General features: G+C 63.2%; 18 protein-coding genes. 7 read left to right on the top strand and 11 right to left on the bottom strand.

The window, feature by feature from the left end:
• Nucleotides 1-189: 189 nt before the first annotated feature.
• Together C4J87_RS15440 and C4J87_RS15435 are read left to right on the top strand one after the other, a co-directional pair.
• A complete protein-coding gene (locus tag C4J87_RS15440; protein ID WP_124367493.1) occupies nucleotides 190-2,229 on the top strand; it encodes an NADPH-dependent 2,4-dienoyl-CoA reductase in 2,040 nt (679 codons plus the stop codon).
• Between the two features lie 68 nt (nucleotides 2,230-2,297).
• Nucleotides 2,298-3,188 carry a 1-aminocyclopropane-1-carboxylate deaminase/D-cysteine desulfhydrase gene (locus C4J87_RS15435; RefSeq protein ID WP_124367492.1) on the top strand — a complete coding sequence of 297 codons (891 nt, stop codon included), beginning with the start codon at nucleotides 2,298-2,300 and terminating at the stop codon, nucleotides 3,186-3,188.
• Between the two features lies 1 nt (nucleotide 3,189).
• On the opposite strand, the gene C4J87_RS15430 is transcribed toward C4J87_RS15435, so the two are convergent.
• The 3 genes from C4J87_RS15430 to C4J87_RS15420 all read right to left on the bottom strand — a co-directional run bounded on the left by C4J87_RS15430 (nucleotide 3,190) and on the right by C4J87_RS15420 (nucleotide 5,821).
• Nucleotides 3,190-3,744 carry a cytochrome b gene (locus C4J87_RS15430; RefSeq protein ID WP_124367491.1) on the bottom strand — a complete coding sequence of 185 codons (555 nt, stop codon included), beginning with the start codon at nucleotides 3,742-3,744 and terminating at the stop codon, nucleotides 3,190-3,192.
• Between the two features lie 111 nt (nucleotides 3,745-3,855).
• The gene (gene phnX, locus C4J87_RS15425) at nucleotides 3,856-4,683 is read right to left on the bottom strand and encodes a phosphonoacetaldehyde hydrolase (RefSeq protein WP_124367490.1); all 828 of its coding nucleotides are present in this window, start codon (nucleotides 4,681-4,683) and stop codon (nucleotides 3,856-3,858) included.
• Nucleotides 4,684-4,711: 28 nt separating this feature from the next.
• Nucleotides 4,712-5,821 carry a 2-aminoethylphosphonate--pyruvate transaminase gene (locus C4J87_RS15420; protein WP_124368985.1) on the bottom strand — a complete coding sequence of 370 codons (1,110 nt, stop codon included), beginning with the start codon at nucleotides 5,819-5,821 and terminating at the stop codon, nucleotides 4,712-4,714.
• A gap of 126 nt (nucleotides 5,822-5,947) precedes the next feature.
• Between C4J87_RS15420 and C4J87_RS15415 the strand changes: the two genes are divergently transcribed.
• Together C4J87_RS15415 and C4J87_RS15410 are read left to right on the top strand one after the other, a co-directional pair.
• Nucleotides 5,948-6,805 carry a LysR substrate-binding domain-containing protein gene (locus tag C4J87_RS15415; RefSeq protein WP_124367489.1) on the top strand — a complete coding sequence of 286 codons (858 nt, stop codon included), beginning with the start codon at nucleotides 5,948-5,950 and terminating at the stop codon, nucleotides 6,803-6,805.
• A gap of 99 nt (nucleotides 6,806-6,904) precedes the next feature.
• Nucleotides 6,905-7,612: a YebC/PmpR family DNA-binding transcriptional regulator gene (locus C4J87_RS15410; RefSeq protein ID WP_124367488.1), complete on the top strand. Its 708-nt coding sequence runs from the start codon at nucleotides 6,905-6,907 to the stop codon at nucleotides 7,610-7,612.
• A 107-nt stretch (nucleotides 7,613-7,719) separates the two neighbouring features.
• Here the strand turns inward: C4J87_RS15410 and C4J87_RS15405 are convergent, their stop codons facing one another.
• The 4 genes from C4J87_RS15405 to C4J87_RS15390 all read right to left on the bottom strand — a co-directional run bounded on the left by C4J87_RS15405 (nucleotide 7,720) and on the right by C4J87_RS15390 (nucleotide 11,492).
• Nucleotides 7,720-9,021 carry a protein kinase gene (locus C4J87_RS15405; RefSeq protein WP_124368984.1) on the bottom strand — a complete coding sequence of 434 codons (1,302 nt, stop codon included), beginning with the start codon at nucleotides 9,019-9,021 and terminating at the stop codon, nucleotides 7,720-7,722.
• Between the two features lie 37 nt (nucleotides 9,022-9,058).
• Complete coding sequence (gene zapE / locus C4J87_RS15400; protein WP_124367487.1) at nucleotides 9,059-10,153, bottom strand: cell division protein ZapE; 1,095 nt, start codon at nucleotides 10,151-10,153, stop codon at nucleotides 9,059-9,061.
• Between the two features lie 98 nt (nucleotides 10,154-10,251).
• On the bottom strand, nucleotides 10,252-10,989 hold the full coding sequence (locus C4J87_RS15395) for an anti-sigma factor (protein WP_124367486.1): 738 nt from the start codon (nucleotides 10,987-10,989) through the stop codon (nucleotides 10,252-10,254).
• Complete coding sequence (locus C4J87_RS15390) at nucleotides 10,986-11,492, bottom strand: RNA polymerase sigma factor (RefSeq protein ID WP_124367485.1); 507 nt, start codon at nucleotides 11,490-11,492, stop codon at nucleotides 10,986-10,988. The genes C4J87_RS15395 and C4J87_RS15390 overlap by 4 nt, the downstream gene beginning before the upstream one ends.
• Nucleotides 11,493-11,661: 169 nt before the next feature.
• Between C4J87_RS15390 and C4J87_RS15385 the strand changes: the two genes are divergently transcribed.
• Together C4J87_RS15385 and C4J87_RS15380 are read left to right on the top strand one after the other, a co-directional pair.
• Nucleotides 11,662-12,744: a catalase family peroxidase gene (locus C4J87_RS15385; RefSeq protein WP_124367484.1), complete on the top strand. Its 1,083-nt coding sequence runs from the start codon at nucleotides 11,662-11,664 to the stop codon at nucleotides 12,742-12,744.
• Entirely contained in the window at nucleotides 12,741-13,280 is a 540-nt protein-coding gene (locus tag C4J87_RS15380; RefSeq protein ID WP_124367483.1) for a cytochrome b, read from the top strand. The genes C4J87_RS15385 and C4J87_RS15380 overlap by 4 nt, the downstream gene beginning before the upstream one ends.
• Before the next feature lie 7 nt (nucleotides 13,281-13,287).
• Here C4J87_RS15380 and C4J87_RS15375 read toward each other — a convergent pair whose 3' ends face one another.
• Nucleotides 13,288-14,439 carry a M14-type cytosolic carboxypeptidase gene (locus C4J87_RS15375; protein WP_124367482.1) on the bottom strand — a complete coding sequence of 384 codons (1,152 nt, stop codon included), beginning with the start codon at nucleotides 14,437-14,439 and terminating at the stop codon, nucleotides 13,288-13,290.
• Between the two features lie 463 nt (nucleotides 14,440-14,902).
• Nucleotides 14,903-15,253, bottom strand: a complete 351-nt coding sequence (locus tag C4J87_RS15370) for a DUF6124 family protein (protein ID WP_124363358.1) — start codon at nucleotides 15,251-15,253, stop codon at nucleotides 14,903-14,905.
• A 129-nt stretch (nucleotides 15,254-15,382) separates the two neighbouring features.
• Between C4J87_RS15370 and C4J87_RS15365 the strand changes: the two genes are divergently transcribed.
• Nucleotides 15,383-16,018 (top strand): LexA family transcriptional regulator, encoded by a 636-nt coding sequence (locus C4J87_RS15365; RefSeq protein WP_124368983.1) that lies wholly within the window; start codon nucleotides 15,383-15,385, stop codon nucleotides 16,016-16,018.
• Here C4J87_RS15365 and C4J87_RS15360 read toward each other — a convergent pair.
• Both C4J87_RS15360 and C4J87_RS15355 read right to left on the bottom strand, forming a co-directional pair.
• Nucleotides 16,015-17,940 carry an acetyl/propionyl/methylcrotonyl-CoA carboxylase subunit alpha gene (locus C4J87_RS15360; protein WP_124367481.1) on the bottom strand — a complete coding sequence of 642 codons (1,926 nt, stop codon included), beginning with the start codon at nucleotides 17,938-17,940 and terminating at the stop codon, nucleotides 16,015-16,017. The two genes, C4J87_RS15365 and C4J87_RS15360, sit on opposite strands and share 4 nt — an antisense overlap.
• On the bottom strand, nucleotides 17,937-18,743 hold the full coding sequence (locus C4J87_RS15355) for a gamma-carboxygeranoyl-CoA hydratase (protein WP_124367480.1): 807 nt from the start codon (nucleotides 18,741-18,743) through the stop codon (nucleotides 17,937-17,939). Before C4J87_RS15355 ends, C4J87_RS15360 begins: the two co-directional genes overlap by 4 nt.
• Nucleotides 18,744-18,846 lie beyond the last annotated feature (103 nt).

Raw genomic sequence — 18,846 nt, 5'->3', positions numbered from 1 at the left:
GGGCAGGGTTCGCGACTAGGGTAGGGCCCATGGCCTGGCTTGCCAAGGGGTGCTGTGCATTTGGATCAATAACTTGTCAGTTTCAGTCATTGAGCGGTAGGTGCTCGCCTCTTAGTCTGTGGGACATAAACCGATGGGGTGCCATTCGAGCCCTCCACGTCCCGTGATGATCCGTTGTGGAGCTGTACCATGACCGCTGCTGCCTACTCGCATTTGCTGGCCCCGTTGGACCTGGGTTTTACCACCCTGCGCAACCGCACCCTGATGGGCTCCATGCACACTGGCCTGGAAGAAAAGCCCGGCGGTTTCGAGCGCATGGCGGCTTACTTCGCCGAGCGTGCCCGTGGCGGCGTCGGCCTGATGGTGACCGGCGGCATCGGCCCCAACGATGAAGGCGGCGTGTATGCCGGTGCGGCCAAGCTGACCACCGACGAAGAAGCGCAAAAACACAAGATCGTCACCCGAGCCGTGCACGACGCCGGTGGCAAGATCTGCATGCAGATTCTGCATGCCGGGCGTTATGCCTACAGCCCCAAGCAAGTGGCGCCGAGCGCGATCCAGGCGCCGATCAACCCGTTCAAGCCCAAGGAGCTGGACGAGGAGGGCATCGAGAAGCAGATCCAGGATTTTGTCACCTGCTCGCTGCTGGCCCAGGTCGCCGAGTACGACGGCGTGGAAATCATGGGTTCCGAAGGCTACTTCATTAACCAGTTCCTCGCCGCCCACACCAACCACCGCACCGACCGTTGGGGCGGCAGCTTTGAAAACCGCATGCGCCTGGCCGTGGAAATCGTGCGCCGGGTGCGTGAAGCGGTAGGCCCGAATTTCATCATTATCTTTCGCCTGTCGATGCTCGACCTGGTCGAGGGCGGCAGCGTCTGGGACGAAGTCGTGCAACTGGCCAAGGCCATCGAGCAGGCCGGCGCGACCCTGATCAACACCGGCATCGGCTGGCATGAAGCGCGCATTCCGACCATCGCCACCAAGGTGCCGCGCGGGGCGTTCAGCAAGGTCACCGCCAAATTGCGCGGGGCGGTACAGATCCCGCTGATCACCACTAACCGCATCAACACCCCCGAAGTCGCCGAGCAGATCCTCGCCGAAGGCGACGCCGACATGGTCTCCATGGCGCGGCCGTTCCTCGCCGACCCGGAGTTCGTCAACAAGGCCGCGGCCGGGCGCGCCGACGAGATCAACACCTGCATCGGCTGCAACCAGGCGTGCCTGGACCACACCTTCGGCGGCAAGCTGACCACTTGCCTGGTCAACCCGCGGGCGTGCTATGAAACCGAGCTTAATTACCTGCCGGTCAAGCAGATCAAGAAAATCGCGGTAGTCGGCGCCGGCCCCGCCGGCCTGGCGGCGGCAACGGTGGCCGCCGAGCGCGGCCACCAGGTGACGCTGTTCGATTCCGCCAGCGAGATCGGCGGCCAGTTCAACATCGCCAAGCGTGTGCCGGGCAAGGAAGAGTTCTTTGAAACCCTGCGCTACTTCAAGCGCAAATTGCAGACTACCCATGTCGAGCTGTGCCTCGACACCCGTGTCGACGTGGCGCAACTGGTGGCGGGCAGTTATGACGAGGTGATCCTGGCCACCGGTATCGCGCCGCGTACCCCGGCGATCCCCGGTGTGGAACACGCCAAGGTGCTGAGTTACCTGGATGTGATCCTCGAGCGCAAGCTGGTAGGCAAGCGTGTGGCGGTGATCGGCGCTGGCGGCATCGGGTTCGACGTGTCGGAATTCCTGGTGCATCAGGGCGTGTCTACCAGCCTGGACCGTGAAGCGTTCTGGAAGGAGTGGGGCATCGACACCCAGCTTGAGGCCCGTGGCGGCGTGGCCGGGATCAAGCCCGAGCGGCATGCACCGGCGCGTGAGGTGTTCCTGCTGCAACGCAAGGCGTCCAAGGTCGGCGACGGCCTGGGCAAGACCACCGGATGGATCCACCGCACCGGCTTGAAAAACAAACAGGTGCAGATGCTCAACAGCGTCGAATACCTGAAGATCGATGATGAAGGCCTGCACATCCGCATCGGCGCCGACGGCGAGCCCCAGGTGCTGGCGGTGGACAACATCGTCATCTGCGCCGGCCAGGACCCGCTGCGCGAACTGCACGACGGCCTGGTCGCCGCCGGGCAGCATGTGCACCTGATTGGCGGTGCCGATGTGGCGGCCGAACTGGACGCCAAGCGCGCCATCAACCAGGGCTCGCGTCTCGCCGCCGAGCTTTGAAGCACAGGAGCTGTGAAGAACAGGAGCGGTGGTAGACTGCCGCTCTTTTTTCAGGCAGATGCGCCCTCATGGGTCCTTTCGACTGGCTCCCCCATGCTTCTCTTGAACCCGTGCAACTGGACTGGCTGCAGGGCGTCGAGTTGGCCGTACTGCGCCTGGACCGCATCGACCCGCTGATCGGCGGCAACAAATGGTTCAAGCTCAGCGGCCACCTGGCCCAGGCGCAACAGGCTGGCGCCCGCGGCATCATCAGCCTCGGCGGGGCGTACTCCAACCATCTGCATGCACTGGCGGCGGCGGGCAAGCGCTTTGGCTTCCCCACTGTCGGCCTGCTGCGCGGCCATCCCCAAGACACCCCCACCGTGCTCGACCTGAAAGCCTTCGGCATGCACCTGCATTGGCTGGGCTATGGCGGTTATCGCGAGCGGCATGCGCCGGGGTTCTGGTTGCCTTGGCATGAGCAGTATCCGCATTTGTACCCGGTGGCCGAAGGCGGTGGCGGATTGACCGGAGCGTTGGGTTGCGCGGTATTGCTCGAACAGGCGCAGGCGCAATTGGCGAACCTGGGCTGGGCCGACTACGACGCCTGGTGGCTGGCGGCTGGCACCGGCACCACCCTGGCCGGCCTGGCGCTGGCCGAGGCCGGCGCGCATGCGGTGTACGGGGCGATGGCGGTGCCGGATGATCACGGTGTGGCGCAGAACGTCAATGCCATCGTGCAGCACGGCTACCACTTGCTTGACGCCAGCCGTGGCGGCTTTGCCAGCGTCGACCCGCTATTGCTCGAATTCATCGACAGCACGCAACAGGCGTGTGGCATACCCCTGGAGCCGCTCTACACCGGCAAGGCGCTGCTGGCGCTGAAGCAGCAGATCGACGCCGGACGTTTTGCGGCCGGCACTCGGCTGATCTTCCTCCATACCGGCGGCTTGCAAGGCCGCCGAGGCTTCAACGCCTAGCTCAGCGAATACTCCGGCCCGGCATCATGCGCAGCGCCGTGTTATCGCGCAGCACATAATGATGAAAGATCCCCGCCAGCGCATGCAGCCCGATCAGCCAATAGCCGGCCTTGCCGAACCACACATGCCAGCCTTCGATCTGCTTGGCCAAGGCCTTGTTCTCGCCAATCAGCGGCGGCAACTCCATCCCATAGAACATCACCGAATGCCCCTCGGCACTGACGATCAGCCAACCGGCAATCGGCATGCCGATCATCAGGGCGTACAGCGCAGCGTGCGTCAGGGTTGCCAGCAGGCTCTGCCATTGTGGCGGCTGCGGCAGTATTTTCGGTGCAACGCCCAGGCTGCGCGCAAACAGGCGCAACCACACCAGCACGAACACGGTGAGGCCAAGCATGAAGTGCATTTCGACAATCAGCGTGCGTGCGCCGCTGCCTTTGGGGAACTGCCCGCGCAGTTCAATGCAGGCGTAAACCACCGCCAGCAGCACCACCATCAACCAGTGCAAGGCAATCGACATGGTGCTGTAGCGTGTATCGGAATTTTTCCACGGCATTACTGGGTTCCTCACTTGTCAGGGCATGCCTCCGTTCTTTGACGGAGTAGGGTAACTGTATGCCTGTTTCAAGCGCTTCGCCCGTTGCGAATGCGGTTGCCTTGACCTCGGTCAGTCGCTTTGCGGCATTTCCCCTCGCACCAGGCGCGCGTTGATATCGGCGATCACCTGCGGCAGCTCGATAATGGTGTCCACCTGGTAGTGCGGGCGTGAGCCTTCGAACAGCGCTTCGATTCGCTGGCGCTCGCTGGCCAGTGTGGCACTGTCCAAGCCCCGAAATTGCTCGTAGGTCAGGCCCAGGGCGTTGCCGGAGCAGGTCAGCGCCACGGTCCACATGCCTGCGCGGCGGCCTTCCAGTATGCCCGGCACGGTGTCGTCGACCTTCACGCACGCCGCCACATCGTCAATGCCCAGCGCGATCACATTGGCCAGGGCCTGTGCCGGCCACGGGCGGCCGTTGGGGACTTCGTCGGTGGCCACCACATGGTCGGCGACATAGCCGTTGCTGGCGGCCAGGGCGACCACTTTGTCCATCACTTGCCTGGGGTAGCCAGAGCAGGATCCTATCTTGATACCTTGTGCGCGCAGCCCGGCGAGGGTGTCGAGGGCGCCGGGGATCAGCGCCGAGTGCTCGGCGATTTTCTCGATCTGCAACGGCATGAAACGCTGGTAGATCGCCGTTACGTCGTCGTCGGTGGGCGTGCGACCGAACGCCTGGCGGTAGCGCTCGGCAACCTGCGGCTGGTTGCACAGCGTGCGGATGTGGTCCCACTTGCCCATGCCCATCGGGCCACGGGCTTCTTCGATGGAAACCTGTACGCCGAACTCGGCGAAGGCCTCGACGAAAATCTGCGTGGGCGCAAACGAGCCGAAGTCGACCACGGTGCCGGCCCAGTCGAGGATGACGGCCTGGAGGGTGGTGGGGTTTTGATAGTTCATGGTGCAGATCCTGTCGGTAAAGGGGAAATCAGATGTCCAGCACGTCCATGTCTTGCAGCACTTGGGCAATGGCGTTGACGGCGGCCTGCATGCCTGCGGCATCGACCTGGCCGATGCAGCCCACGCGGAAGGTCTCGACCTGGGTCAATTTGCCCGGATACAGGAGGAAACCCTTGGCCTTGACCCGTTCGTAGAATTCTGTGAACTGGTAGCGCGGGTCCTTCGGTGCGTGGAAGGTGACGATGATCGGTGCCTGGATCGCCGCTGGCAGGAAGCTGCGCAAGTGCAGTTCGGCCATGCCGTCCAGCAGTGTCCGGCAGTTAGTGGCGTAGCGTTGATAGCGGGCGCTCAGGCCGCCTTCTTCGTGGTATTGCAGCAGCGCTTCGTGCAGGGCAGCGACCACGTGGGTGGGCGGAGTGAAGCGCCACTGGCCGGTTTGGGCCATGTAGTGATGCTGGTCGAACAGGTCCATCGCCAGGGAGTGACAGTTGCCTCGGCTGGCGGCCAACGCGGTTTTTTCGACGAAGACAAACCCCATGCCCGGCACGCCTTCCAGGCATTTGCCGGAGGCGGCGATCAGCGCGTCGAACGGCACTTCGCGGGCGTCGATCGGCAATGCCCCGAAGGAACTCATGGCGTCGATGATCAGGCGCTTGCCGTGGCGTTTGACCACCTCGGCGATCTGCGCCAGCGGGTTGAGGATGCCGGTGCTGGTTTCGCAGTGGATCAGCGCGACATGGGTGATGGCGGCGTCGGCGTGCAGCAGGCGGTCCACATCGGCGGCGGCGGTGGGTGCGTCCTCCAGGGTTTCAAAGGTGCTGAACGCCCGGCCGAGCACGTCGCAGATTTTCGCCAGGCGCTTGCCGTAGGCACCGTTGATCAATACGAGCACCTTGCCGTTGCGCGGCACCAGGGTGCCGATGGCGGCTTCGACGGCGAAGGTGCCGCTGCCTTGCAACGGCACGCAATGATGACGCTCGGCACCCTGAATGATCGCCAGCAATTGCTCGCAAACGCTGGCGGTGAGTTGGTTGAAACGCTCATCCCATGAACCCCAGTCCACCATCATCGCCTGACGGGTGCGGTTTGACGTGGTCAGGGGGCCGGGGGTCAGCAGGATTGGCGTGGCAGTGCGCATCGCGGCAGTGCTCATCTTGGCTCCTCGTAAAACAACGGGTCGACTCTACGGCGCCTAAATTGCAGTTTGGCTTGTCATCAATCAAATTGTTTGTTGTTATGCGAGCCATCAGTGAGGCCGATAGCTATGAACCTGTTTCAACTGCGCGCATTCGATGCCGTGGCCCGCGAGGGCAGTTTTACCCGGGCGGCGGCCCGGCTGTTCATCAGCCAGCCGGCGGTGACCGGGCATATCAAGGCCCTGGAAGAGCACTACCAGATTCCCTTGCTGCGACGCACCGCGCGGCGAGTGGAGTTGACCGAAGAGGGCGCGCGCCTGGCGGCGATCACCCGCGCGATCTTCGGTCTGGTCGACGAGGCGCAGGCCATGCTTGAAGCCAATCGCCAATTGCTCACCGGGCGCCTGGAAGTGGCGGCGGACGGCCCGCATCTGGTGATGCCGATGATCGCCCGCTTGCGGGCCTGCTATCCAGGGATCACGGTGAACCTGCGCCTGGGCAATGCCCAGGAAACCCTCGCGGCCTTGTTGTCGGAGCATGCAGACGTGGCGGTGCTGACCGAAGTGGAACCGCGCAATGGCCTGCACCTGCAACCCTTGGGCGAGTCGCGTATCTGCGCGCTGGTGCCGGCCGCGCATCCCTGGGCGGCGCAGCCCGAGGGCATTGAACTGGCGCAGTTGAACGAGGTGATCATGGTGCTGCGCGAGCCCAGCTCCATCACCCGGCGTACGTTTGATGACGCGTGCCTGGCCGCCCAGGTGCGGCCCAGGGTGCTGCTGGAACTCGACAGCCGGGAAGCGGTGACCGAAGCGGTTGCCGCCGAGTTGGGCGTGGGGGTGGTGTCGTCGATAGAGGTCAGCCAGGACCCGCGCGTACACGCCGTGCCGATTCTCGGCGATGGCCTGCTGAACCGGCACAGTCTCGGCTGCCTGGAGCGGCGCCGGCCGCTGCGCTTGATCCAGGCGTTTTTCGAGTTGGCGCCTTGAGGGTTTTTTGGTGGAACGATGCGTGGCTGCGCTATAAACTCTGCCCCCAAAGCGCCGGCCAGTAGACGTTTCGGCGCCATGGATAGTAGAGAGTGAGTCATGGGCGCACAGTGGAAAGTCAAACATAAAGAAGCGGCAGCCAATGCCAAGGGCAAGATTTTCGGCAAGCTGGTGAAAGAAATCACCATCGCCGCCCGCAACGGTGCGGACACCTCGACCAACGCCCACCTGCGGCTGGTGGTGGAGCAGGCCAAGAAGGCCTCGATGCCCAAGGAAACCCTGGACCGCGCAATCAAGAAGGGCGCCGGTCTGCTCGGTGAAACCGTGCAGTACCACCGCGTGACCTACGAAGGTTTCGCCCCCCACCAGGTGCCGTTGATCGTCGAGTGCGTCACCGACAACATCAACCGCACCGTGGCGGAAATCCGCGTGGCGTTCCGCAAGGGGCAACTGGGCGCTTCCGGCTCGGTGGCCTGGGACTTCAACCACGTCGGCCTGATCGAAGCATCGCCGGACACCCCGGACGCTGACCCGGAAATGGCCGCCATCGAAGCCGGCGCCCAGGATTTCGAAGACGGCGAAGAAGCTGGCACCAGCCTGTTCATCACCGAAACCACCGACCTGGATGCGGTGCAGAAAGCCTTGCCGGAGCAGGGTTTCACCGTGCTGTCGGCCAAGTTGGGCTACATCTCGAAGAACCCGGTGACCGGCTTGAGCGAGGAGCAGATGGCGGAAGTCGAAGCCTTCCTGGAAGGCTTGGACAACCACGATGACGTGCAGGATATGTTCGTCGGCCTGGCGGGTTAAAACGCGGTAAAAAATGTGGGAGGGGGCTTGCTCCCGATCGCGGTGTATCAGCCACACTATCTGTGTCTGACCCACTGCTATCGGGGGCAAGCCCCCTCCCACATTGGTTAGTGGTGTTGGAAAGATTGCAGTACGGCTTCGATATCTTCGAAGCTCGGGCGCGCCAGCACATCGGGCTGGCAGCAGCGTGTTTGCAGCTGTTCCAGTTCGGCAGCGATCTTCGTATCAACCCGCTCCAGCAACTCCCCCAACAACACCCCAAAAGCGCGTACTTCAATGCGCTGCAACGCCCTGGTTTCCAGGGTGTCCGTCGTGGCATGAAACGACGCCGCGCCGAAATCCCCCAATAAACACTCGCCCGCGCTGTTCCACAAAATATTGTGGCCGTACAGGTCGCCATGGGTAATGCCGTGCCGGTGCAGGTGCGCCGCCACCGAGGCGATGCCGCGGGCCATGCGCAGCGCCACGTCGAGGCTCAGGCGCAGGCTCGGTTCGTAGATATCCCGCGTGCAGGACGCCAGACTCGGCAACGCCGCGAGGTTGCGGTAGCTCGGATCGATCAGGTCCATCACCAGCGCGGCCTGATCGGCGGGGTGGCCGACGATGCGCCCCTGCACCCTGATCAGGTTGGGGTGCAGCCCGGCGGCGATGCACGCTTGCATTTCGTGCAGCGGCGAGCCGTCGCTGGTGATCGTGCCTTTATACAGTTTGACCGCGACGGGTAACGCGCGGGGCTTCCACAAGGCCTTGCGAATAATCCCCGAGGCGCCTTCGCCGAGTACGTCACCCAGTTCCAGTTCGTCCCAGGGAATATCCGCTGTCTCGTCGTCACCGGCCACGTCCACGGCCATTTCCACCGGGTTGCCGGCATAGGCCAGCCACGTCAGGCTGGGCAGCGTCAGCAGCCAGTGCGGCAGGTGCGTCAGGCGGTTGGACGCGATGCGGATCAGCTCGAGGTTTTCGCATTGGGCCAGGCTGGGCGGCAAGTGCGTCAGTTGGTTGCCGGCCAGCATCAGCTTTTGCAGCAGCGGGCGCTGGCCGAGTTCGTCGGGCAGTTGGCTGATGCAGTTGTCGGTGAGGATCAGCCAGCGCAACTGCGGCGGCAGGGCGGCGGCGGGCACGTGGCGGATCTGGTTGGCCTTGAAGCCGATCATGCTCAGCGCGGCGCACTGGCCCAGGCATGCCGGCAGTTCGGTGAAAGCGTTATCCGAGCAGAACAGCACGTGCAGGTGTTTGAGGCGGTGCAGGTCGTCGGGCAGGCTGCTCAAGGCGTTGCCCGTGAGGTTGAGGATTTCCAGCGAGTCGGCCAGTTCGAAGATTTCCCGGGGAAATTCGGTCAGCCCGCAGGCCAGGTCCAGGCGTGTCGCACCGGCCAATTGGCCGGCCTTGAGTTGGGCGAGGGTATTGATCAACGGCGGTCACTCGGCAAGGGGCGTGAAAAGGCGCTCATGATACCGGGTCGGGCGCCGGTTGCACGCTGCTCACGTGCAATTGCCCCAGGCGGCTGGCGGTACGGGCAAGGTCGATGGCCTCGCCACTCAAGGCGTGCTCCAGGGGTTGTTCACCGATCAGGACCAGCTGTTTGTCGCGGTCGTAGAGCACGTCAATCAGGTTGATGAAGCGTTGCTGCACGGCAATCGGGCAGTCGGCGAGGTGGGGCAGGCCGTCGATGACCCAGTGGTCGTAGTCCTGGCACAGCAGCAGATAATCCATCACGGCGGTGAGCTGTTCGCACAGGTCGTTGAAGGTGAAGGCGATGCTGCGTGCTTCACAGCGACGGCACAGCAATTGCCGGTTGCCGACGGCCAAGGGCAGCGCCGGGCTATCGGCGGCGGGCAGGCCAAGCGCCGCACGTTGCGCCACGCTGCCGGGCCAGACGTACTGGCCAGTGCTGAAGCGCTGCTCGGCATGCGCTTGGGGCAGGCGGCGAAAATCCTCGGGAGCGCTGACTTCCAGCACGTCCATGCGCGCAGCGATCAGATCGATCACCGGCTTGAAGCGCTGGTGGTACAGCGGATTGGGCAGCAGGCCCTCGGGCGCATAGTTGGAGGTCACCAGTACCAGCACACCGCGCCGGAACAAGGCCTGGAACAAGCGGCTGATAAGCATGGCATCGCCGATATCGTGCACATGGAACTCGTCGAAACACAGCACGCGGCAGCCCGCCAGCAGTTCGTCGAGGGTGACGGCCAGCGCGTCGTTCTGCTCGCGGTGCCGGAACATGCCCCGGTGCAGTTCGGCAAAAAAGTCGTGGAAGTGCACGCGCTGCTTGTTGGTGATCGGCAGCGCCTGGAAAAAACCGTCGAGCAGCCAGCTTTTGCCGCGCCCCACCGGGCCGTGCAGGTACAGGCTGCGCGTGGGTCGGCCATCGAGCAGGTGCTGGGTCTCGCGGGCCATGGCCGCAATTGCCTGCACCTGGCCGGCACTGAGGGTGTAGCCCTGTTGCCGGGCCTTGTTGTGGAAAAACGCCGGAACGGGCGAGGCGTGCGAAACTCGATGGGTATTGCCCAGCAGGCGGCGGATCAGGGAAAGCACGGCCAATACAGCTCACTCGTTATTGCGTTGGTCGCTTACTTTAGGGCGCCTGATGCGATTTGACCAATAGAGAAGGCGGTGCATAGCTGGCCGGACGTGGGCGTCTAGAACTTGATTTGCGGCGGGGCGGCCTGATCCACCGGGCTGACCATCGCATAGTTGTACCCGCCGCCCGACCAGTAGTCGGCCTGCAAACCGTCGGCGCTGCGACTGCCACGGGGCAGGAAGCCGTTGTTCGGGCCTGGCGGACGAATGTAGAAGCTGATGCGCCGTCCTTGCGCGTCTTCGTACAGCACCATGGCCGCTGCGCCTTGGTCGGTGGTGAGCAGGCGCCCGCTGACCGGGGTGAACCCCGCCTGGCTCAAGTCGGGCAAGCGATGGGCCTGGTTGAAATAGCGGTCGAGCCAGGCTTGCATCGTGGTGCGGTCCTGGGCGTTGTAGTCGGCAGGCATGATGCCGTCCTGGGCAAACAAGCGATACGCCTGCATGGCATCGGCCATCGGCAGCAGCGCTGGCTGGGCGGCGTCGCGGGCGTGCCAGCCGCCGATCCCGCCGAGGCTGATGGCAATCAGCAGCAGCGCGGCCGTGGCGAGGTGGCGGCGGGACTGGCGCTTGATGCGCTGGCGAATCAGCGCCGGGTCCAGTGCCGGGTTACCCGGCTGTTGCAGGGCACCGCTTAAAGAGGCGCGCAATAATTGCGCATCCTGTTGCCAGGCATGCACTTGGGCAGCCACGTCGGGGTGGCTCGCCAGCCAGGTTTCAAGTGCCCGGCGATCACTGTCGAGCAATTGGTGATCGACGTAGGCGTGTAAGTCGCGTTCGCTGGGGGGTAGGCTGATCATTTGAGTATCCGCAGGGAAGGGCTGGCAATTTCGCCATCGCTGAGTTGACGCAGGGCCTGGCGGGCGCGGGACAGGCGCGACATCACCGTACCGATGGGCACGTCGAGTATTTCGGCGACTTCCTTGTAGCTCAAGCCTTCGACCGACACCCACAGCAGCAGGGCGCGTTGCTCGGTAGTGAGCTGGTCGAAGGCTTGCAGGGTGAATTGGGCCATCACTGTGCGCTCCACCGAGGGCTGCGCATCGTCGCGGCCGGTGAAGAATTCGAGCATGCGTGCGTAGCGTCGGCTGCGCCGGTGAGCATCGAGGAACTGCCGGTAGAGGATCGAAAACAGCCACGCACGCAGGTCGCCTTCGATGCGTTTGTCGGCCCACGCGATGATCGCCCGTTCCAGGGTGGCCTGCACCAGGTCGTCGGCGCTGCTGGCGTTACGGGTCAGGGACACGGCAAAGCGCCGCAGCCTGGGGATGAGTTCACGTAACTGTTCGTCGAGTTCATGCATGGGGGGCTGGCTGGTCGCTACGCTGGGACTAGGGAGACGTCCGGCGCTCAAGGTTATTCCATGGGGCTGAAAAATAAACGCGGCCAGGGAATAGAGCCTGTCGGCGTGCGTCTTTAGTGTTCCGACCTTATGTTTTACCCCCTAAGGCCTCTGGCCCTGGAGTTCTTTCATGGTAGATCACTCTTCACCGCCTCGTCCTGCGTTGAGCACTGCGAGCCTTATCGCGCGGCTCGCGGGTATTGGTGCGGTGGTTGCCGTTGTTGCCGGGGCATTTGCCTACGTCAACGGCACCCTCGACCCACAACGCCTGCGGCCAAAAACCTTGGTCAATGCCCTGGAAACCAATAACGGTGTGCACCCTGGCTTTCGACGTAACCATGCCAAGGGCGTGTGCGTAGCCGGCTACTTCCAGAGCAGCCCAGAGGTGCGCGCCTACTCCAGCGCCCAGCTGTTCAACGAGGCGAAAACTCCGGTGATCGGGCGGTTTGCCTTGCCCAGCGGCAACCCTTATGCACCGGACAACAGCGTGCCGATCCGCAGTTTTGCCGTGCAATTCAGCCAGGCCAACGGTCAGCAGTGGCGCACCGGGATGAACAGCATGCCGGTGTTCCCGGTGGGCACGCCCGAGGCGTTCTACCAACTGCTCAAGGCCGGCGCGCCGGACCCCGCCACCGGCAAGCCGAACCCTTCGAGCATGCCGGCGTTTTTTGCCGCACACCCGGAGACCGCAGCGTTCCTGGCGTGGGTTAAAACCGCCAAGCCATCGGCCAGCTACGCCACCGAAACCTACAACGGCATCAACGCGTTTTACCTGGTGAGCGCCGACGGCAAGCGCCAGGCCGTGCGCTGGGCCGTGGTGCCACAGAGCCGCGACGCCGCCGGAGATACTGCGCCCGAGGGCGGCGACTTCCTGGAAAAAGACTTGGTGCAGCGCCTGGCTGCCGGGCCGCTGCAGTGGCAATTAAACATGACGCTGGCCAACCCCGGCGACCCGCTGGATGACGCCAGCAAGACCTGGACCGGTGAACACAAAGTGCTCAATGCCGGCACCCTGGTGTTGCAGAGCAGCCAGCCACAAGCCGACGGCGATTGCCGCGATATCAACTTCGACCCGCTGATTCTGCCCAGCGGTATCGAGGCCTCCAATGACCCGCTGCTGGCTGCACGTTCAGCCGCCTATGCCAGTTCCTACCTGCGGCGTGCCGGTGAAGTCGGCCCGTTGCACAGTGCCTCCCAGGAGTCGAAGCCATGAATGTTCAACCAAGGTTTTTCGCCCCGTTGGCGCGTTTGCTGCACTGGCTGATGGCGCTGATGATCATCGCCATGCTGTTTATTGGCGCGGGGCTGGCGGCGTCGGTTTCCGAGCGCCACGAGTGGTTGATTCACCTGCACAAGCCGCTGGGGATCGCCATTCTGGCGCTGGTCATCGTGCGGCTGGTGGTGCGTTTTTCCACGCGCCAACCGCCGCTGCCGGCGGACTTGCCGCTGTGGCAAGTGTTGGCGGCCAAGGCTTCTCACGTGGTTTTGTACGGGTTGATGCTGGTGTTGCCGTTGCTGGGCTGGGCAATGATTTCGGCCGCCGACGACCCGGTGATGCTCAGCAGTGCCGTGCAACTGCCGGCACTGGTCTCGGCGAATGCGCCGTTGTTTGCGCTATTGCGCAAGGCCCACGGTTATCTCGCCTACCTGTTGTTCCTGACGGTGCTGGTGCATTTGGCGGCCGCGCTGTTTCACGGGTTGATCCGCCGTGACGGCGTGCTGCAAAGCATGACCGGCACCAAACACTGACCGAGCGTTAACGCACGTGGCCGATGATATCGGCCACGCTGCTCAACACATCCTTGCCCAGCTGCTTGGAGCGATCGCCGGACCAACCGGTTTTCGGGTTGGGTGCGTCGTCATTGTCCTTGAAGGGCATCTCCAGGGTCAGTGACAGGCAGTCGTATTTCTCACCCACCGCATTGCAGGCCAGGGTCATATTGGCTTCGCCGGGTAGGTCGCGGGTGTAGCCGTGGGTGGTCTGAAAGTCACGGGTCAGGTGGCTCAGGTGGCTGCGGAAACGGTTTTCCAAGGCTTCGATACGCGGGTTGTAGCCGGGATTGCCTTCGCAGCCGGCGGTGAAGACGTAGGGGATTTCTTCGTCGCCATGGATATCGAGGAACAGGTCGACACCGTGTTTTTCCATCTGCTGTTGCACGAACAGCACTTCCGGGCTGAGTGCCTGGCTGGCGCTCTGCCAGGCGCGGTTGAGGTCCTGGCCCATGGCGTTGGTACGCAGGTGACCATGGAACGCGCCATCGGGATTCATGTTCGGCACCAGGTACAGGTCGGCCACCGCCAGCAGCTTTTTCAGCTCGGCGTCACCGTCCTGTTGCAGGCGTTCGATGACGCCTTCCATGAACCATTCGGCCATGTGTTCGCCGGGATGTTGCTGGGCGATGATCCAGACCTTGCGGCGACCTTCGCCGCCTTTGCCACGGCGCAGCAGTTGGATATCGCGCCCCTCGACACTCTTGCCGGTGGCCAATAGCTTGACGCCAGCGTACTTCAGGGCCTGCTCGATCAACCAGTCGTGGCGTTCGCGGCTATAAGGCTCGAAGTAGGCGAACCACGCGTGTTTTTCCCGGGTCTGGAGGCTGATATGCAGGATTTCGCCGTCAAAGCGCGACGGCACGCGGAACCAATTGACATGATCATAGGACGCTACGGCGTTATAGCCGCTCCAGGCATGCTTGTAAGACGAGCGGCCCGCGTTGCTCAGGCGAAACGTGTGGGTGTGGCCCACGTGCATGCCTTCGGCCTTGAAGTGGAACCACTGATAGTGCTGGCTACGAGTGTCGGGCTTGATGGCCAGCAATAGCTGGTAGGCATCGCTGGCATCCAGGACCTGGATATTGCCGCTGTCGAAAGCACTGCTGATCTTGATGGAGGTCAAGGCCACGGTCATAGTCTGGTTGCCTGAATATGAGGATGTGGCGGCTATCTTACACAGGCGGTAGGCACATTCTGGAAGCAAAATTGTTGCACGGGGGAGGGGGCGTCATCCGTGACGCTGCGGCAGCTTAGGGTTTGTGAGATTGATTCTCAAGCGCTAAATCGCAAAGATCCGGGCTAGAGCGGTGCTGTGCCTTTCTTTTCGCAATGGGCTTTTGCTACCATGCGCGCCATCACGCACCACACAGTCTTCATTAGCCTGAAGCCACGCCAGGAAAAACTGGCAAAAAAAGACCCGGCCAAAGAGCCGGGTCAAAAACCGTGATTAGCCTGATGAGGAGATATTCCAAGAGTCCGACCTAAGGTCTCTTGGTCTATCGACTGATCTCGCGATCAGCTGGGTCCAATAATAATCATTATCATTTGCAAGTCAAATGTTTTTATCCGCTAGATAGAAATTTTTTCGTGCACGTCCTTTAAATGTTCGCCTGCGCCTCAGTCGCTCGCAACGACCGCTCCACCATCGCTTTCGCCATATCGATCAAGTAAACCACCGAAAACGCCAGGTCGCGATGATTGCCTTGATGGCTGCTCGCCGATTCGTAGGCCGTTGCCGCAGCACTGCGCAGCAGGTCAGAGGCATGCACCAGCGCTTCTTCCTGGCTGATGCCTGGCTTGATGGTGAAAAAGGCCTCGTCCACGTCTCGCGCAGACATATCTTCTTTCAAGTAATAGTCCAGCGCGCGCTGGGCGGCGCCGCTGCAGCGCATGTCATGCAGGTCAGTGTGTTCGGGTGTTTCAGGCAGATGATACGGGCTCGTCGTCATAAGAGGCGGTACTCCGGGTGGGTGTCGAAAACCTTATGTCGATGATAGTACGTATCGTATTTATGTCGTTTTATGGATTACTACAAACTGTTTATTGCCCTGGAAAATACGCAACGTATTGTCAGCGCCATGGATAACTGGATAGCGTTGGTGCGAGCCAACATGAAAGACCGCAAGGTCACGCAGGATGAACTGGCGGAGCGCCTGGGCATGTCCCAGGGCGGCGTCGGCCACTGGCTCAACAAGCGCCGCGTGCCGAGCCTGGCGGACATGAACCGGGTACTGGCGGAACTGGGGCTGGGCTACCTGGAGGTCGCGCTGGAGATTCGCGAGAGGGCGGACACCAAGGCGGCACTGGAGCATCACCACAACCCGTACTTTCGCTACCCGGTCAGCGATTGGAACGGCGTGTGCGAGCTGCGCGAAGAACGCGCCAGCTATGGGCCGGCACGTTTCGAATTGACGGATTACCATGCCCACGGCGACGCCTTCTGGCTGCCGGTGGTCGGCGACGCCATGACCGCGCCCAGTGGCCTGAGCATCAGCGCAGGCATGCTGATCCTGGTCGACCCGGCCATCGAGGCCGAGCCCGGTAAACTGGTGGTTGCGCAATGGCTCGACAACCCTCAGGCGACTTTTCGCCAGTTGCAGGCAGACAGCGGCCAGCTTTACCTGGCGCCGCTCAATCCCACCTATCCCAAGCTGCTGTTCACCGACGAGTGCCGCATCCTTGGCGTCGTCGTGCAAGCCACGGCGAAGTTCTAGTCCGCCGTTTCCAGCTCCACCAGCGCACTGCCTTCGGCGACCATCTCGCCCTCCTGGCAAAACAGCGCCTTGATCACACCCGCCTCAGGTGCGCGGATGCTGTGTTCCATCTTCATCGCTTCCAGTACCACCAGTTGCGCGCCGGCTTCGACGCGTTGACCGACCTCCACCAGCACGCGCACGATGCTGCCGTTCATGGGCGCGGTGAGGCCGCCTTGAGGGGAGTGGCTGGCCTCGGCCGCCGCAATCGGGTCGAACAGGCTGACCGCCTGCATCTCGCCGTCCCAGCGCAGATACACCGTGCCTTCATCGCGCACGGCCAGGTGGGAGCGGCGCACGCCCTGGTGTTCGATCACCAGTTGCTCGCCGGTGAGCTGCGACGATTGCCCGGCCAGTGTGACCAGGCGATCCTGCCCGTTACAGCTCAAATGCAGTGTAACCTGCGCCGGCAACCCCGCACGAAAGCCCCGGGTGTCTGCCCACGGCCCGTCACCGGCCGGCAGGCTCTGCATAAAGGCCGATCCCGCTGCCTGCCAGAACTCATCGTCCAGCGCGCCGGCCGCCGGCAGCAGCTCTTGCTGATAGCGCGGAATGAATCCGGTATCCAGTTCAGCCGCGGCAAAGGCCGGGTGACCAATGATGCGCCGCAGAAATCCCAGGTTGGTCTTGAGCCCACCCACCGCACATTCGTCGAGCATGCTCAGCAAGCGCAGCCGCGCCTGCTCACGGTCCTCGCCCCAGGCAATCAACTTGCCGAGCATCGGGTCGTAGAAGGGCGAAACGCTGTCGCCTTGCTCGACGCCGCTGTCCACGCGCCGACCCGGACCGGGGTTGGGCTCGCGGTACACCGCCAATCGTCCGGTTGCGGGCAGGAAATCATTGGCCGGGTCTTCGGCATACAGCCGCACCTCGATCGCATGCCCCATCAGCGGTACCTGCGCTTGAGTGATCGGCAGCACCTCGCCCTGGGCCACGCGAATCTGCCAGGCCACCAGGTCCAGGCCAGTAATCGCCTCGGTGACCGGGTGCTCCACTTGCAGGCGGGTGTTCATCTCCATGAAGAAAAACTCACCGCGCGCATCCAGCAGAAACTCCACCGTCCCCGCGCCCACATAGCCGATCGCCTGCGCCGCGCGGACCGCCGCTTCGCCCATGGCCTTGCGCTGTTCGCTGCCGAGCCCCGGCGCGGGGGCTTCTTCCACGACCTTTTGATGGCGCCGCTGGATCGAACAATCGCGCTCATTGAGGTACAGGCAGTTGCCGTGTTGATCGGCAAACACCTGGATTTCCACATGGCGCGGTTGCAGTAGGTATTTCTCCACCAGCATCTGCCCGTTGCCGAATGACGACAGGGCCTCACGCTGGGCCGAGGCCAGGGCTTGCGCCAACTGGCTGACATCCTCGACCACCTTCATCCCTTTACCGCCACCGCCGGCCGTGGCCTTGAGCAGCACGGGGTAACCGATGCGCGCACAGGCCTCGCGGAAGGTCTCCAGGTCCTGGGCCTCACCGTGATAGCCCGGCACCAGCGGCACGCCAGCGGTTTCCATCAGCGCCTTGGCCGCCGACTTGCTGCCCATGGCGTCGATCGCCGAGGCGGGCGGGCCGAGGAAGATCAAGCCCGCTGCCTCGATGGCCCGGGCGAACCCGGCGTTTTCCGAGAGGAAGCCGTAGCCCGGATGAATCGCCTGGGCGCCACTGGCGTGGGCGGCGGCGATCAGTTTGTCGATTTGCAGGTAACTGTCAGTGGCCTTGCTGCCGCCCAGGTCGACGCGAATATCCGCTTCGCGACTGTGCCGGGCGTCGCGGTCGATTGCGCTGTGCACGGCCACGGTGGTCAGCCCCATCGCCTTGGCGGTGCGCATGACGCGGCAAGCGATTTCGCCCCGGTTGGCCACCAGCACGGTAGTGAGTGTGCTCATGGGCGCGGCTCCCGGGATTGCCAGCTCGGCGTGCGTTTTTGCAGAAATGCGCGCAAGCCTTCCTGGCCCTCGACACTTACCCGGATACGCGCGATGGCGTTTTCACAGTAGCGGCGCAGCGCCGGGGTGAGGGCGCCGTTGCCCACCTCACGCAACAGGTCTTTGCTGGCGCGCATCGCCGCCGGGCTGTTTTGCAGCAGGTTGGCGACCCACTCATCCACCCGCTGGTCCAACGTATCGGCCGGGTAGCTTTCCGCCAACAGACCGATGTCGCGCGCGCGCTGGCCGCCAAACCGCTCGGCCGTCAAGGCATAGCGGCGGGCCGCACGTTCACCGATGGCCTGCACCACGAACGGGCTGATCACCGCTGGCGCCAGGCCGATACGCACTTCCGACAGACAGAACTGCGCGTCATCGGCGCCAATTGCCATGTCGCAGCAACTGATCAAGCCCAGCGCGCCGCCGTAGGCCGCGCCTTGCACCACCGCCAGCGTAGGGATTTTCAGCTTGGCCAGGTTGTACATCAGCTCGGCCAGCTCACGGGCGTCGTCCAGGTTGGTGTGGTAATCCAGCTCGGCCGACTGCTGCATCCAGGCCAGGTCGGCGCCGGCGCTGAAGTGTTTGCCGCGCCCGCGCAGGACCAGAAAGCGCAGGGCAGGGTCGGCCTGTACCTGGTCTAGGGCGATGATCAGTTCGCGGATCATCTGGGCGTTGAACGCGTTGTTCTTGGCTTCACGACTGAGCCACAGCGTGGCAAAGCCACGGCTGTCGGTGATCAGTTCGAGGGTGTTGAATTCGCTCATGCAAGAAGCTCCATGAAAATGAGAGGCCTCCTGTAGGAGCGAGCTTGCTCGCGAAGGTCGTCAACGATAACGCGGGTATCCAGGATGCACGCGTTGACTGGAC

The organism is Pseudomonas sp. R1-43-08 (assembly GCF_003852255.1).
GTDB lineage: Bacteria > Pseudomonadota > Gammaproteobacteria > Pseudomonadales > Pseudomonadaceae > Aquipseudomonas.
Note: the sequence above shows the minus strand (reverse complement) of the source record. Positions and strands in the feature narration are given on the sequence as shown.